General features: G+C 47.8%; 14 protein-coding genes and 1 riboswitch. Of the genes, 4 read left to right on the forward strand and 10 right to left on the reverse strand.

The features are described 5' to 3' along the window. The first annotated feature begins 11 nt into the window (after positions 1-11). Complete coding sequence (gene zapD, locus W01_RS08320; protein ID WP_173053750.1) at positions 12-767, forward strand: cell division protein ZapD; 756 nt, start codon at positions 12-14, stop codon at positions 765-767. 106 nt (positions 768-873) lie between these two features. Further along, entirely contained in the window at positions 874-1,062 is a 189-nt protein-coding gene (yacG, locus tag W01_RS08325) for a DNA gyrase inhibitor YacG (RefSeq protein ID WP_198421394.1), read from the forward strand. Here yacG and W01_RS08330 read toward each other — a convergent pair. The 9 genes from W01_RS08330 to W01_RS08370 form a co-directional block, all read right to left on the reverse strand. Further along, positions 1,050-2,030, reverse strand: coding sequence for a Nudix family hydrolase (locus tag W01_RS08330; RefSeq protein ID WP_242006917.1), 981 nt, complete (start codon positions 2,028-2,030; stop codon positions 1,050-1,052). The two genes, yacG and W01_RS08330, sit on opposite strands and share 13 nt — an antisense overlap. 104 nt (positions 2,031-2,134) lie before the next feature. Next, a complete protein-coding gene (locus W01_RS08335; protein WP_173053756.1) occupies positions 2,135-2,833 on the reverse strand; it encodes an SDR family oxidoreductase in 699 nt (232 codons plus the stop codon). Between the two features lie 266 nt (positions 2,834-3,099). Then, positions 3,100-3,405 carry a hypothetical protein gene (locus tag W01_RS08340; protein WP_173053758.1) on the reverse strand — a complete coding sequence of 102 codons (306 nt, stop codon included), beginning with the start codon at positions 3,403-3,405 and terminating at the stop codon, positions 3,100-3,102. A 102-nt stretch (positions 3,406-3,507) separates the two neighbouring features. After that, on the reverse strand, positions 3,508-4,140 hold the full coding sequence (locus W01_RS08345; protein ID WP_242006918.1) for an elongation factor-1 alpha: 633 nt from the start codon (positions 4,138-4,140) through the stop codon (positions 3,508-3,510). 711 nt (positions 4,141-4,851) lie between these two features. Next, a complete protein-coding gene (locus tag W01_RS08350; protein WP_173053760.1) occupies positions 4,852-5,241 on the reverse strand; it encodes a hypothetical protein in 390 nt (129 codons plus the stop codon). A gap of 689 nt (positions 5,242-5,930) precedes the next feature. Beyond that, positions 5,931-7,844 carry a phosphomethylpyrimidine synthase ThiC gene (gene thiC / locus W01_RS08355; RefSeq protein WP_173053762.1) on the reverse strand — a complete coding sequence of 638 codons (1,914 nt, stop codon included), beginning with the start codon at positions 7,842-7,844 and terminating at the stop codon, positions 5,931-5,933. A gap of 33 nt (positions 7,845-7,877) precedes the next feature. Continuing rightward, a riboswitch (TPP riboswitch) is annotated at positions 7,878-7,978 on the reverse strand. 85 nt (positions 7,979-8,063) lie between these two features. Then, positions 8,064-8,996 carry a chitosanase gene (locus tag W01_RS08360; RefSeq protein ID WP_173053764.1) on the reverse strand — a complete coding sequence of 311 codons (933 nt, stop codon included), beginning with the start codon at positions 8,994-8,996 and terminating at the stop codon, positions 8,064-8,066. 83 nt (positions 8,997-9,079) lie between these two features. Then, positions 9,080-9,928 (reverse strand): tRNA 2-thiocytidine(32) synthetase TtcA, encoded by an 849-nt coding sequence (gene ttcA, locus W01_RS08365; RefSeq protein ID WP_173053766.1) that lies wholly within the window; start codon positions 9,926-9,928, stop codon positions 9,080-9,082. Between the two features lie 10 nt (positions 9,929-9,938). Beyond that, positions 9,939-10,679: a pteridine reductase gene (locus W01_RS08370; RefSeq protein WP_173055859.1), complete on the reverse strand. Its 741-nt coding sequence runs from the start codon at positions 10,677-10,679 to the stop codon at positions 9,939-9,941. Positions 10,680-10,734: 55 nt separating this feature from the next. Between W01_RS08370 and W01_RS08375 the strand changes: the two genes are divergently transcribed. After that, on the forward strand, positions 10,735-11,886 hold the full coding sequence (locus tag W01_RS08375) for a class I SAM-dependent methyltransferase (protein ID WP_173053768.1): 1,152 nt from the start codon (positions 10,735-10,737) through the stop codon (positions 11,884-11,886). 146 nt (positions 11,887-12,032) lie between these two features. Then, the gene (locus W01_RS08380) at positions 12,033-12,512 is read left to right on the forward strand and encodes a DUF4124 domain-containing protein (RefSeq protein ID WP_173053770.1); all 480 of its coding nucleotides are present in this window, start codon (positions 12,033-12,035) and stop codon (positions 12,510-12,512) included. A gap of 241 nt (positions 12,513-12,753) precedes the next feature. Here the strand turns inward: W01_RS08380 and topA are convergent, their stop codons facing one another. Next, positions 12,754-15,402, reverse strand: coding sequence for a type I DNA topoisomerase (topA, locus tag W01_RS08385; RefSeq protein WP_173053772.1), 2,649 nt, complete (start codon positions 15,400-15,402; stop codon positions 12,754-12,756). Position 15,403: the final 1 nt, after the last annotated feature.

A 15,403-nucleotide genomic window follows, 5' to 3' on the forward strand; every position in this document is an offset into this window, starting at 1 on the left:
CTACTAGCATTGTGATTAGCTATGATTTCCCTCTCAATGAACGAATGCGCACACTACTGCGCCTAGAGGATCTTTATGCCAAGTTGCTATGTTTTATAGAAAGATCCAGCGCCATTGACCATCACGCTGCTCTAAGCGTACTGTTTGAAGTCCTTGAAGTCGCTAGCCGTTCCGACCTGAAATCTGATCTGTTGCAAGAATTAGAACGCCAAAAACGACAACTTTCTGCTTTACACAACAATCCAGAGATTTCAGAACTAGCATTGGATGCGGTACTCGATGAAATTGAAATCGCCAGTAGCGGCGTGTTAAACATGAGTGGCAAGGTGGGCCAACACTTGCGCGAAAACGAATGGTTAATGGGTATTAAACAGCGTGCTGGCATCCCTGGCGGAACCTGCGAATTTGACTTGCCATCCTACCATCACTGGCTCCATCAGGATGCCCTGCTGCGGCGCAATTACCTGAAGACTTGGCTCACTCCCATGCTGCCCATACGCGATGGCCTTGCGCTCATCCTCAAGTTGTTACGCGAAAGTGGAAAAGCGTACCATTACATTGCTCAACAGGGTAACTTCCAGCAAATGCAATGTGGCCGCGTGGCACAAATGCTACGTGTCAGTTTGGACAAAACTCTCCCGTGCGTACCTGAAGTCGGCGCCAACAAATACATGCTTAATATTCGCTTTATCGCTGCCGATTATGTAGCCAAAAGCGCTTTATACGATCAGGATGTGGCATTCAACCTTACTTTCTGCTCTTTGTAATTGCGCTTGTCGATTTAATGGCTAACGCTCGCCTCTCACAAATAGCAGAAACGCTGGAGATGAAATGATCTTTAGTCCATTTATTTGAAAACAGGAATACGCCATGATGAAGAAAACAACTATTGTCACTTGTCCACAATGTAAAAAAGAAGTGGCGTGGAGCAATGACAGTCTCTATCGTCCATTTTGTAGCGAGCGCTGCAAATTAATTGACTTGGGGCAGTGGGCCACAGAAAGTTATCGCATCCCACAGTCCGAAAGCAGCTCGGAAGAAGAGCCTTCTCACCACGCCTGACGCAACATCGCAATGCCATGCGCACCATGCTGCCACGCCTTTTCCATGTCGTCATAACATAAACCACCCAGCGCATATACCGGAATGACCGAATTTGCTGCTATCGACGCAAATGATTGCCAACCTAAATGTGTTGCACCGGGATGACTTCGAGTGGGCAATACAGGACTCAGCACCACAAAATCGAAGCCTAGATTATTGGCTCGTTGTAATTCCTCGGCGTTGTGACAGGATGCCGCACACCAAGGCAAATTAGGACGTGAAGTACACGCAGCAAGCTGAATACTATTCAAATGCACACCGTCCGCGCCAATTTCGTTAGCCAGCCCGACATCACTGTTAATCAGCACTTGTGCGCCAAATGTGTGTGCCAGTTTCACCGCCCGCAAAGACAATTCACGCATCGTTTCGCGCGATAAAGCAGGTTCGCGCATCTGCACCAACTTCAAGCCGTTTTCTAGCGCAACCTGTAAACGTTCCAGAAATTTTTCACAACCCAACTCGGCAGCATTACTGATGGCATACAAAGGCGCCAATTGCAGCGCGCGAAAAACAAATGTATTGGCCGGAAGCACTGGGGATACTGTCAAATTGGAAGGAGTTTGCCAACTCAGTTGTTGATTTTCTTTGCCATGCAGCTCACCTTGCCATTCGGTAATACGAAAGAAATTGAGTCGAACGGTAGCCTGGGTATAAATGTGCAAGCGTGTCAGCCAAGGATAAGCCCCCTCAATTTTAATACCTAACTCTTCGTACAATTCTCGTTCCAGCGCATGCAGCAGTGTTTCACCCACTTCAACTTTACCGCCCGGAAACTCCCAGTAGCCTGCGTAAGGCTTGCCTTCCGGTCGCTGCGTCAGCAGGAAACTGCTATATGTGTATCGCCCTCGCAAGGTGGACCCCGCAATGGGCGCATCTGATTCGCCATTAACCTCGCGCAACAACACACCAACGGCAATTTCAACCACGCAAGAATTCATATTTTGTAACTCACCGAGATAAACCCAACGGTTTATTGACTCCTTAAAGGATTGACCCAATAAAGCCTCCGGCTTTGACGGAGGTCATTAAATTACCAAGGGATTTCTTGACCGTTATAATTAAAGAATTTTCCTGAGTCGGTCATTGAAAGGCTGCTGATCACTTGTCGCATGCCTGAAACGCTTTGCTCGGTAGAGATCAAAGCGTTCGGCCCGCCCATATCAGTTTTGACCCAACCTGGATGAATTACTATCGAAGTGATTCCGGCTGACCGCAGATCAATTGCAAGGCTCTTTACGACCATATTTACCGCTGTTTTGCTTGAACGATAAAGGTAACTCCCACCGCCGCTATTGTCCTCAATGCTACCCATTTTGCTAGTGATGGCCACAAAAGTTTTGTGCTCACTGCGAGCGAGTCGAGTCGCAAATGCTTCGGCCATTTTGAGTGGTGCCATGGTATTAATGCGAAATAACCGCATCCATTCCTCATAATCGGTATGACCAAAACTATTCACGCCCGATTTCGGATAGATACCCGCATTGTTAATGATCAGATCAATAGACTCATCGGACAGTTCCTGGGCCAAGCGCTCAATTTGCCCATGGTCAGAGACATCAAGAGCCAGAACTTTTATAAGCTCAGGATATTTGGCTGCCAGTTTATTGAGCTCATCTGATTTTCCTGGATTCCGAGTACAAGCCAAAACACTCCAGCCATCCACAGCATATTGCCTGCAAAACTCCAGTCCGATCCCACGGTTAGCGCCAGTAATCAATGTGGTTTTCATTATTGATTGCCCTCAATATTTATACAACACGCTGTATCTATTTGATGTTGCCTCTACTTTTATAACAAGGCAATAAACTTACCATAAGATGACACCCTATTTTTCTACATGAATAAACGATAACGAATAACTCATCCGAAACGCTATTGGTACAAATTCCGAAGTTGCCGTTGTTGGGCGTGCAAGAAATAATTTCGGTAAATTGATTGGTTCGCTTGAAAGGGAGGTGATGAATTTATTGTGGAATTGCCGGTAGCCTGAATAAACTATTTGATTCCATCGTCTCCAGGTTTCTCAGATATTTTGTTCACCTCGCGCCTAATCACTTCTCCCTCAATCACATCACCCTCGACCACAACATCGCTTGGGGAATATTGACGCATTTGTTTTCTCAGGTCACGGGTTCTCCACCACACATAGCCCCATGCCATTGCGCCGACAACCAAGATGGCCACAAATAACAGCACAGAAAACATCAAGGCCAAACCAATCAAAACTACAGATACAACAATCTTGGCAACCTTGCTCAACAGGCTGGGGGACTTTGTAGTGATATATATTGGATTTTCCATCTGTTTTTTCGTGAATGTACGTAAGAATTATTTGCTACAGATACATGCCTATCTTTTGCAACATCAATAATACAAGTGTATCTGCCTTATAGAGCACTTCCACTATTTCAAATCTGCTTCCCAAGCATTGCCATATATTTTTCCGTTGCGTGACAAGATAAACATTTGGTACATACTAATAAACCACATTATGGTTGCTGCAACACTGTAACCAAAGCCGCCAATCAGCGTGAGCCATGCAAAGTTGGGATTCCATTTTGTAAGCCACCACGAGAAAACGTCTAAGATCAAAAAGACGAAGGGAATGGCAATGGCTGAAATCTTCAACCATTTCGGCACGCCTACCGCAAAGCTGAAAATAAATCCCACAAAAAAGAAAATGAAGCTGATCCCGCATAAATGGATGTGCGACGATCTGGTCAAAGTTTGAATGCTTGCGCCTTCGTCAATCTTGGCTACCTTTTTGGCCTCCTCATACTTGCTGAAATCAGCAATCCCCGGAATAGAACCATGGCACTGCACGCAATGTTGTTTAAAGGTATTCTTGAAATGTGGTTCCCATTCTGCCTCGGGTGCCCCGTTGCGAACCCATTTAATGATGTCGAGACGTGCTTCTGATGTCCCCATCTCTTTCATAGATCCATTGAGCTTGCTTTCCAGCATGCTCCCACTTCGATTTCCATAATAGCTGTACACGATATCATCCAAGGAAAGCCCCGGCTTGCCGTCTGCCATGCCGTGTGTCAGCATGATCTGTAGACCAGCCATACATAAGCCCAGCCCAATCGCGAGCAGATAACCGGAAAAAAGCACTTTGACGGGTGTCGGCAGATTAGGTAGATTTAACCAAGCAAAATCAGGGGATATTGGCTTCAATTTATTACCTCTTTTCTTTCTTTTTTAAACGGAAAAGAAAAATAGATACTTAACTTCTATCGATCAACCTGCTATTACCCGCAATCCTTGATCTTTACTTTATCTGTTGAAACGCGTGTAAATCTGTACGAGTTTAGTATTAAATTTCATCACTAGATCCCATTGATTCGCGCGCGTTGAGAGGCACGCCGGAACGATGTGAGGCTTGTACTATCTAGCACAAACGAAACACCACGGAGGATTATCCGACTCAAACGTGCTTATGTTTTGTTTCTGATAGCTTGAGCAAACGCTCACTAAGCCACACCCGTATGAAGTGAATTGAATCTTGCTCCCACAGGATAAAACCCGCTGGCTAATTCTATTCTGAGTGGTCCTGCTATAGGTGCCAGTCTTGCAATACTTTAATACTATATTGCAAGACCTTACCCTGTTGCTGCTAGAACATTAGACTTTGCGACGAACAAAAAGAATTGATCGGCTTGATCTCGACCGAACAGTAAGTAGCCAACTTTATCGATGATCAGCAAACGTGGTGTTAGTTGTGATGGACACCCGCTCTGCGGGTAGTTATTTCCTTTTCGGGCCAATGGTACGGGTGGTGCATTTAAGACTTCGCCCTGACTCTCCTGCTTTGAAAATTTCATCCAGTTTAGAGATAATTTCTTCCGCATTGGCCTGTGAATTACCATGCTTGTTGGTTACAAAAAATACAGTACCTTCATCAAGCTTTTGCATAAAATAAGTGTCTCCAATAATACCTTTTTTCCGGTAGCCATTCATTGTAATCGCTATTTTTGGGTATAACTTGAGAAAATCTGCCCCGGGCGATTTGTTGGGATTGTCACTTTCACATATTACCAAAGTGTTCGTCCCAACCATATCTTTTATATCTGCAAATGCTGGAGATACAAAAAAAACAGATAACAAAATGAATACAAAACTCTTTACTTTTCTCATGATTTTTTTCCTATAGTATTATTGAATCAAGTTTGTGAATATACAATATAGATTTTTATGTAACAAGAGCATTAGAATACATCAAGGTGTAAATGGCAATAAATTTTAGACATGATTCAAAACCACTTGATTTTGGGTAACATTTGAGCACAAGCTTAACCTGCCAAAGTGCAGGGCACAACTTCTATTTCAACATTTTCGAAAGCGCTAATTTTTAATTAAGCAGCGCGCTTAAATTGTGTATAACACCCAGCCTCTCAAGCCAAGTATTAGGGAAAATAAAAGCTCCTTTTTCAGGAGCATTGAATGTACTGAAAGCTGGCTCGCCTGTCAAACACTGTGTAATCGATCGAAAATGACTATATTCCGGTTCAGTCAACACAAAAAGTGAAATATTTTGCCACATTTTGACGCTTCAGGCGGAAGACGCCCAAGGGCAAAGGTTAGCAAAGAGCAACGGAGTCAAGTCTCTCAATCATACATTTTTTAGCGAAGTTTTATGGAGCACTCTGCTGACAGTGTAAGAACAAGTTACTTAATTAATAAAAAATTTACAGACATCTTCTACTGCATTCGTCAATTAGACATCCTTGCTTGTATTTAATGATCCAGGGGCTTGCCCCGTTTCTCGTTACTTCCTTTTGACTCGTTACTTCCGTTCAGCAGATGATTTCGGATGCGACACATGATTATGCCTTGCTATAAATATTCGTCCCCTGCTGCACGAATTCAACCGCTTTTTGTTCCATTCCTTTTTGCAGGGCAGTTTGTTCATCTACGCCTTGAGTAGCGGCATAGTCTCGTACTTCCTGCGAGATTTTCATCGAACAGAAGTGAGGTCCGCACATGGAGCAGAAATGCGCGACCTTGGCGGAATCCTTGGGTAGTGTTTCGTCATGGAATTCGCGCGCCTTGTCAGGGTCGAGGCCAAGATTGAACTGATCTTCCCAGCGGAATTCAAAGCGTGCCTTGGATAGCGCATTATCGCGAATCTGTGCGCCGGGATGGCCCTTGGCGAGGTCGGCGGCATGCGCAGCGAGCTTATAGGTGATGACGCCTTCTTTGACATCAGCTTTATTCGGCAAGCCGAGGTGTTCCTTTGGTGTCACATAGCACAGCATTGCCGTGCCGTACCAGCCGATCATTGCCGCTCCGATACCGGAGGTGATGTGGTCGTAACCCGGCGCAATGTCGGTAGTGAGCGGCCCCAGTGTATAGAACGGCGCTTCATGGCATTGTTCCAGTTGTAGCTCCATGTTCTCTTTGATCAGGTGCATGGGCACATGACCGGGGCCCTCGATCATCACCTGTACATCATGTTTCCATGCAATTTGAGTGAGTTCACCTAGCGTTTTCAATTCACCCAGTTGGGCTTCGTCATTGGCATCAAAGATCGAGCCGGGACGCAGGCCATCGCCGAGACTGAAGCTGACGTCATAAGCCTTCATGATTTCGCAGATATCTTCGAAATGTTCGTACAGGAACGACTCTTTATGATGGGCCAAACACCATTTGGCCATGATTGAACCGCCGCGCGATACGATGCCCGTCATGCGGTTGGCCGTTAATGGAACGTAACGCAGCAACACTCCGGCATGAATCGTAAAGTAATCGACGCCTTGCTCGGCTTGCTCAATCAGCGTGTCACGATAGATTTCCCAAGTCAGATCTTCGGCTTTGCCGTTGACTTTCTCCAGTGCCTGATAAATTGGCACCGTGCCGATCGGCACCGGTGAATTGCGAATGATCCATTCACGCGTCTCGTGGATATGCTTGCCGGTGGAGAGATCCATTACGTTGTCGGCACCCCAGCGAATCGCCCAAGTCAGCTTTTCAACTTCCTCGCCGATGCTGGAAGTGACGGCCGAGTTGCCGATATTGGCGTTTATTTTTACCAGAAAATTACGGCCGATAATCATCGGCTCTACTTCAGGATGATTGATATTGGCGGGAATAATGGCGCGGCCACGGGCAATTTCATCGCGTACGAACTCGGGCGTAATTTCGGCCGGAATGCTGGCGCCGAAAGATTGGCCGGGATGTTGGCGACCCATTAAATTGGCCAATTTATTTCCCAGCGGGCCGGATGCTTTTAATTCTTCGAGATACTCTTTGCGACGCATATTTTCGCGGATTGCGACAAATTCCATCTCCGGCGTGATGATGCCCAAACGAGCGTAGTGCATTTGTGACACGTTAGCGCCCGCTTTCGCGCGACGCGGTTTGCGCAGCAGATTGAAGCGTAGTTCGGCCAGATCGGGATCATTCAGACGTGCAGTGCCATATTGCGAAGTCGGGCCGGGTAATTCATCGGTGTCGTTGCGCTCGATAATCCACGGCATGCGTGGCGTTGGCAGACCGGAACGGATGTCTATATTGGCAGCCGGATCGGTGTAAGGGCCCGAGCAGTCATACACAACTATCGGCGGATTTTTTTCTGCGTTCATACTTGCTGGCGTGTCCGATTGCGATATTTCGCGCATCGGCACTTGAATGTCGGGGCGTGACCCCGCAACATAAATTTTGCGTGAATTCGGTAAAGGTTGTACTGCCGCTTCGTCAACGTGGGCAGCTTGGCTTAAAAACTTGGGATGGGCATTCATGGTGGGTTGCTCCAAAAAAGCAAGGAGCATCAATCAGTAACAACTGACGCTTCCCTACGACGGCATTATCCGTACAGGTTCAAAGGGTATTTCTCACCTCGTCGCATTAATGACGAGGACCCCTACGCAAGCAAACAAATTACTGTAAATGAGAAGGGAAAGCAAGCATGTACTACTTTCGATACCCAAAGGGTCGCAAGTGGGGATGTCGTTAATAGTTTATGCAACAAGCTGGGCGATCAGCGCCACGTCAGCGACACCGGTCATCGGCAGGCCATGAGTAGTCTGGTATTCTTTAATGAGTTGCTGTGAGGTTTGACCGAATATTCCATCCGCTTTAATGTCCACACCGCAATCCGACAGTCCAAGCTGGAGAAGGCGCACATCCAGCCCGCGTTGCAGAGGTGATTGCAGAGCCAATGAACGCGTTCCCGGCTGCGGGCCATCGTAACAGCCGCGCGGAGTAGCTGACAGCGTTACGCTGGAAATTTCGTGACCGCGTACAACCAGTGGTAGCTCTAGCCCCCAGTAACCCTGATCAATCAGGCGCTGAAAAGTATCCATACGATAGACAGTGGCGCGTAAATCGGCGCGCGTATTTTCAGCCAGCCAAGCACGACGAATGGCTATGTAAGCGGCAATCCATTTCTGCTCGTTGACACTGGAGATATCGCCGACCTGCTGTGTGGTGCGGGTGCGCATTAATTTCCATGAACCGTGTACAAAGCTATCGTAGACCACCGCCACGCCAAGCGGACTTTTAATCTTTAAGCGCTCTGCAGTTTGAGCGGCGGGCTGCCAATAGGTCTCATCAAAAAAGGTATCCTGCGTATCGCGCATAACGTTATCGTCAGCACTGGCACGTAGCAGGTTGTGCAGCTTTAATTCTTTATCCAGCTTAAGGTCGCGTGCCACAAAACGCGGCAGGTATGATGCTAAACGGGTGCCGAAGCGGGCACCCGAGTTCGCACAATAGCGCTGCATTAATTCATTTAAATTACCTGAGCCCAGTGTGGTCTGCGATCGGCCGAATGTGAGATGTCCCGTGTCACCCGCAATCAGTGTCACTTGGCTGTAATCGCCTAGCACCTCGCCGGTCTCAAAAATATTTACAAGAGCCTCGGCGGTTTTCTTTTGGGTTGCTGTCAACATTATCGTAACTCCGTAATTTTTGAGTTGATCTTCAACATTTTTTCAACCTGAATCCATGTATCCTAACTGGCGGTACTGAATACTTACCCATCAAATGCCACATCTCCTTCATCCACCATGTCTCCCACATTGATGCTCTTGAAGTCAAACAGCGTGCTGTCCATCAGGTGTGAGGGTTTCACGTTTTGCATAGCGGTGAAGATGGACTGGCTGCGGCCGGGATACTGACGCTCCCACGCTATTAACATTTCCTTGATATTCTGGCGTTGCAGATTTTCCTGTGCACCGCACAGATTGCACGGGATGATGGGAAATTTCAGGGTGCGGGCAAAACTGGCAACGTCTTTCTCGGCACAATAAGCCAGTGGACGAATCACCACGTGGCCGCCCTTATCCGTAACCAGCTTCGGTGGCATAGCCTTGAGTTTTCCGCCAAAAAATATATTCAGAAACAGCGTCTCTATCATGTCGTCGCGGTGGTGACCCAATGCGATCTTGTTCGCGCCCAGCTCTCCGGCCACACGATAGATGATGCCGCGACGTAAACGCGAGCAGAGTGAACAGGTAGTTTTGCCTTCCGGAATTTTCTCCTTGACTATGGAATAGGTGTCCTGGGTTTCAATGTGATACTCGATGCCAATGGATTTGAAATAGTCCGGCAGGATATGTTCCGGAAAACCCGGCTGCTTCTGATCCAGATTCATGGCAATCAGACGAAAATTAACCGGCGCGCGTTTTTGCAGCGTTAACAAAATTTCCAGCAGCGTGTATGAATCCTTACCACCGGACATGCACACCATTATGGTGTCGCCTTCCTCGATCATGTTGAAGTCGCCGATAGCACGGCCAACTTGCTGTTCCAGTCGTCCGCGCAGACGGTTAAAATTGCTGGAGTGATGCTCAAAATGGATGGGGTGTGTAATTGCGTTCATATTGTTCATTTTAAAGGTTAATACTGCGTCCGCCATCCACCGCAATAATTTGTCCGGTAATGTAGGGCGCATCATTTAATAAAAATTTCACGGTACGAGCAATGTCGTCCGGCTCGCCTTCACGCTTGAGCAAGGTGTGTGCGATGATCTGCCTCCGCCGCGCCTCATCGCTCCATTCCGCGCTTTCAGGCCACACAATGACGCCGGGGGCAATAGCGTTAACGCGCACATATGGGGCCATTTCCTGCGCCAGAGCGCGTGTGAGCGCCGCCAACCCGCCCTTTGCTATGCTATACAACAGATAACCGGGCATGGGTCGTTCGGCATGAATGTCGACAATGTTGACAATGACGCCGTGGTTGTGACGCAACTCCCTCGCTGCCGCTTGAGCGAGCAGGAGCGGGGCTTTCAGGTTGGTGCCAACCAGGTCATTCCAGTTTTGATCGTTAACATCGCCCAGTGACGTAGGAAAAAAACTGGAGGCGTTGTTAACCAGCGCATCCAACCGCCCAAAGTGACTGATAGTTACCTCTACCAGCCGGGACAGAGCTTGCGGGTCCAGCAGATCTGCTTGTATGTGCAGCACAGAGTCGGGACGCTCAGCTTGTAATTCTGACTGTAAAGCCAATGCATCCTGCGCAGAAGAACGGTAGTGCAGCGCGATGTTCGCCCCCGCTGCGTGCAGCTTGCGACAGATCGCGGCCCCCACGCGCTTTGCGCCACCCGTCACTAATACCACTTTACCTTGCATGGCGCTCTCCACTAAACTTACGGCTTGTAATTTAACACATCCCCATCGCTCAATCATGTCCTCACTGCCCTTGCCATCCCCCGAAGCTCAGGCGCACAGCGATCAATTACGTGATCTGATTCATCAGGACATCATGCGGCAAGGAGGATGGATCCCATTTTCGCGTTTTATGGAGTTAGCGTTATATGCGCCGGGAATGGGCTATTACAGTGCCGGGGCACGCAAGTTTGGCGCAGCCGGAGATTTTGTCACTGCACCGGAAATTTCTTCGTTATTTGGTCGAACATTGGCGCGACAATTAGTTGAAATTATGGCGCAAAGTACTTCGCATATTATCGAACTCGGCGCGGGTAGCGGCCAGCTGGCTGTTGATATATTAAGCGAGCTGGAACGGCAGAATAGTCTGCCCGAACGTTACGACATCCTGGAAGTCAGTGCCGACTTGCGCGAGCGGCAACAAGCATTGCTGCAAGCACGCTTGCCCCATTTAATTAACCGGGTGCATTGGCTCGATGCACCCCCGGACAGCATTTCTGGAGTACTTATTGCCAACGAAGTATTAGATGCATTACCCGTACATTTGGTGCGTTGGACTGATGCGAATATTGTTGAACGTGGCGTGACAAGCAAAGGGAAAAACTTTGTATGGCAAGAACGTCTGCCGGAAAACTCCGTGTTACTGAAGATTGCCCAACAGATCAAGGTACCTGATGACACGCTCAGTGACGTGTCACTTGCCGTACGTGGCTTGGTCAGCAGCCTGAGCGAGCGCTTGCATCAAGGAGTGCTGCTATTTATTGATTATGGTTTTGGCGCGCGCGAGTATTACCATCCACAGCGCACACAAGGCACTCTCATGTGCCACTACCGCCATCATGCACATGACGATCCGTTCTTCCTGCCCGGCTTGCAGGACATTACCGCGCATGTCGATTTTACTGCCGTAGCGGAAGTGGCCATTGATGCAGGATTGCACCTGTATGGTTATACAACGCAAGCCTATTTCCTGATTAACAGCGGCATCACGGACTTATTAGCAGAAATCGATTCTGAAAATACTCGCGACTATTTTCCGCTCTCTGCACAACTGCAAAAACTAACTAGCCCTACTGAAATGGGTGAGCTATTTAAAATAATTGCTCTGGGCAAGGGAGTGGATATGCCTTTGTGTGGCTTTGTGTCGGGTGATAAGTCACGTTTATTATAAAAATATTTATTAGATCGACTCGTCAATCGGATGTCGGACGATCAGCCAACGAGAGAAGTATTGTCTTGAATATTCAGAATCCTCATGTTTATCACTCACTCTGACGTTGGCTCTATACTGCAACTAAATAATTCTTGTAAGGCACCATGATGAAGTCACATTACCTGTTAGTTTTGCTGTGTACGGGTTATATCGGCTGGGCACAGGCGGAAATATATAAAAAAGTCGATGCGGATGGGCATGTCACTTATTCCAGCACACCTACAAAAGGCTCCAAAAAACTTGATCTGGGACCACTGACTATCGTGCCGTCTCCTGCGCGTGCACGCAATAACGCTACCCCTCCCGATTTCTTTAAAGTAGATTCAGATACACAAAAAAATCGCGATAACTTGCGTCACAAGATACTTGAAGAAGAATTGTCAACAGAGCAAAAGCTGGTCGAAGAAGCTCGTCAGAACCTGATAAATGGAAAAGAAAACTCAGAAACTCTCAAGAACAAAGACGGTAGGAGCTATCGAAATGATGCCAAATATGAAGAAAATATAAAAAGCTTGCAGGGGCAGGTAACATTACACGAGAAGAATGTTGAAGCGCTTAAAACTGAACTGCATAAACTCAGGTAATGATCGTATACTTTTTTGGACAACTTTGCCGAAAAATTGCAAAAATGTCACATAAAAATAAATTCAGCTTATTCAGAACTTCAAACGTCCAGTTAAACATGCAAACAATTATATTCAATACCTTATTTAAAACAATGAAGCCTGCAAGGCACTGACTTTATTTATCAACTCATTTATCTTCGAGTTCTGATTGCGAGACCGAGGATTGTTTTTGAGAAGCTGGTTCAACATAACGGACGAGTTACTTCGTAGCAGCGGACTTTTTCGTAGCAGCGGACTTTTTCGTAGCAGCGGACTTTTTCGTAGCAACGGACTTTTTCGTAGCAACGGACTTTTTCGAAGCAGCGGACTTTTTCGAAGCAGCGGGCTTTTTCGGAGCAGCAGTCTTTTTCGGAGCAACGGACTCTTTTGGCACAACAGACTTCTTAGCTGTGGTTTTTTTTAGGGAGGGCCCTTTTGCCACACGTTCTGCCAGCAGCGCCAAGCCTTCTTGCAATGTTATTTCTTCCGGGGATAGGTCTTTAGGCAGAGTGGCGTTAACCTTCCCATGTTTTACGTATGGCCCATAGCGGCCATTGCAGACCTCCACCGGCTTTTGATCATCCGGATGCGCGCCCAGCTCCCGCAACACCGCATTGGAAGTTCTTGCCTCAGCTAACAGCGCTACTGCACGTTCCAACTGTATGGTGAAAACACTGTCTCCCCTGGGAATGGATTTAAATTTTCCATCATGCCCGACATAAGGCCCGAAGCGCCCAATGTTGACGATAATTTTTTTGCCGCTTTCAGGGTGGAGCCCCAATTCCTTGGGAAGTTGCAGTAATTGTGTGGCAGCAGCAAGGTCTGCAGTGTCTGGGGGTAATTCCTTCGGCCAGGAAATACGCTTCGGTTTTGTTTTGGAACCTGCCTCTACTTCGCCAAGTTGTATGTAATAACCATAAGGACCGCGCAACAATAACACTGGCAAGCCACTGACTGGATCGCTCCCCAATTCCTTGCGCGCTTCCGCGGTATCGGCTTCACCTGTGAGGTTGCGTGTGTAGTCGCACTCCGGGAAGGCTGTGCAGCCAATAAAGTTGCCACGTTTGCCCAAGCGGGTGGCTAAAGGCTTGCCGCACTTGGGGCAGGCTTCATCAATTAATTCTTGGGTTACATCTTTACGCTCGATGTTTTTCTTATCTTGTATAAGCGCAGTGAAAGGATGCCAGAAATCGTTTAATACTGGAATCCAGTCACGCTTGCCATCGGAAATTTCATCCAGTTCATCCTCCATTTGCGCAGTAAATCCGTAATCGACATAGCGCGTAAAATGTTCAGTGAGGAAACGGATAACAACACGTCCGACATCGGTCGGCTTGAATCGTTTTTTGTCCAGCATTGCATATTCACGAGCCTGAAGCGTGGAAATGATGCTGGCGTAAGTTGAAGGACGCCCGATGCCATGCTCTTCTAAAGTTTTTACTAAACTGGCTTCGGAAAATCGCGGTGGCGGCTGGGTAAAATGCTGCTCACCATACAGTTTGTCAAGAGGAATGGTCTCTCCCTCTTCCAAAGGTGGCAGTTTTTTGTTTTCTTCTTCTTCGCTGTCATCCGTGCTTTCCTGATAGACAGCGATAAAGCCAGGGAATATGAGGGTTTGGCCACTGGCGCGAAACAGAGTGTCATCCCCGCCGAGGCGAATATCAAGACTGACTGTATCGAAACGTGCGGGGGCCATTTGACAGGCGAGGGTACGCTTCCAGATCATTTCATAGAGCCGCGCTTGATCTATGGTGAGAAATTCCCGCATGCTATCCGGGGTGCGTGCAATCGAGGTCGGCCGTATGGCTTCGTGAGCCTCCTGCGCATTCTTGGCTTTGCTTTTATAGACCGGTGCCGTTTTAGGCAAATAGTCCGGTGCAAATTGTGCAGCGATATAACCACGTATTTCCTGCAGAGCTTCCTGTGCCAGCGTGACGGAATCAGTACGCATATAACTGATCAGTCCTACAGTTTGACCGCCGATGTCGATACCTTCATACAGCTGTTGGGCGATACGCATAGTGCGGTCAGTGGGCATGCCTAGTTTGCGTGCTGCCTCCTGTTGCAGCGTGGAGGTAGTAAATGGAGCAGCGGCATAGCGCTGCTTGGCTTTCTTTTCCACGCGCACTACGCGCGGCGGCAATTTGGCCGCACTGATGTTGTCAAAAATTTTCTGGTATTCCGTCTCGCTGGCTATACCCAGCTGCTCTAGTTTTTTCCCTTGATATTGAAACAGTTTGGCGGTAAATGGTTGACTATTCTTCTGGCTGTCGAGATGTACAGTCCAATATTCCTGAGAGCGGAATACCTCGATTTCTAATTCACGTTCCACGATCAGGCGCAACGCGGGGCTTTGCACACGCCCGGCAGAAAGCCCGGGGCGTATTTTGCGCCATAGTAGCGGCGAAAGATTGAAACCCACCAAATAATCCAGCGCACGTCGCGCCTGTTGCGCGTTCACCAAGGGAATAGAAATCTCACGCGGATGAGCAACCGCTTCGCGCACCGCAGACTGAGTTATTTCGTAGAACACCACGCGCTGCATGGATTTATTTTTCAAATTGCGCTTGCTTTTCAGTAACTCAGCAACATGCCAGGCAATGGCTTCCCCTTCACGATCCGGGTCAGGTGCCAGATAGATGTGGTCTGCCTGAGCAGCGGCTTTGGCAATGGCATCTACATGTTTGCTGTTTCGCGCAATAATTTCATACTGCATGGCAAAATCATGTTCAGTATCAATCGCACCTGATTTAGGTATCAGGTCGCGCACATGCCCATAGGTCGCCAGAATCTCAAAATCTTTACCCAGATATTTTTTCAGGGTGACGGCTTTGGCCGGGGACTCAACGATTAGTAGATTGCTCGCCATG

Origin of the sequence: Candidatus Nitrotoga sp. AM1P, assembly GCF_013168275.1 — a bacterium.
Classification (GTDB): Bacteria; Pseudomonadota; Gammaproteobacteria; order Burkholderiales; family Gallionellaceae; genus Nitrotoga.

Bases quoted from the DNA above. Each gene is read 5' to 3' on its own strand.
- yacG (WP_198421394.1), top strand. From the start codon at position 874: ATGAAGAAAACAACTATTGTCACTTGTCCACAATGTAAAAAAGAAGTG.
- W01_RS08335 (WP_173053756.1), bottom strand. From the start codon at position 2,833: ATGAAAACCACATTGATTACTGGCGCTAACCGTGGGATCGGACTGGAG.
- W01_RS08340 (WP_173053758.1), bottom strand. From the start codon at position 3,405: ATGGAAAATCCAATATATATCACTACAAAGTCCCCCAGCCTGTTGAGC.
- W01_RS08345 (WP_242006918.1), bottom strand. From the start codon at position 4,140: ATGGCAGACGGCAAGCCGGGGCTTTCCTTGGATGATATCGTGTACAGC.
- W01_RS08350 (WP_173053760.1), bottom strand. From the start codon at position 5,241: ATGAGAAAAGTAAAGAGTTTTGTATTCATTTTGTTATCTGTTTTTTTT.
- thiC (WP_173053762.1), bottom strand. From the start codon at position 7,844: ATGAATGCCCATCCCAAGTTTTTAAGCCAAGCTGCCCACGTTGACGAA.
- W01_RS08360 (WP_173053764.1), bottom strand. From the start codon at position 8,996: ATGTTGACAGCAACCCAAAAGAAAACCGCCGAGGCTCTTGTAAATATT.
- ttcA (WP_173053766.1), bottom strand. From the start codon at position 9,928: ATGAACGCAATTACACACCCCATCCATTTTGAGCATCACTCCAGCAAT.
- W01_RS08370 (WP_173055859.1), bottom strand. From the start codon at position 10,679: ATGCAAGGTAAAGTGGTATTAGTGACGGGTGGCGCAAAGCGCGTGGGG.
- W01_RS08375 (WP_173053768.1), top strand. From the start codon at position 10,735: ATGTCCTCACTGCCCTTGCCATCCCCCGAAGCTCAGGCGCACAGCGAT.
- W01_RS08380 (WP_173053770.1), top strand. From the start codon at position 12,033: ATGATGAAGTCACATTACCTGTTAGTTTTGCTGTGTACGGGTTATATC.
- topA (WP_173053772.1), bottom strand. From the start codon at position 15,402: ATGGCGAGCAATCTACTAATCGTTGAGTCCCCGGCCAAAGCCGTCACC.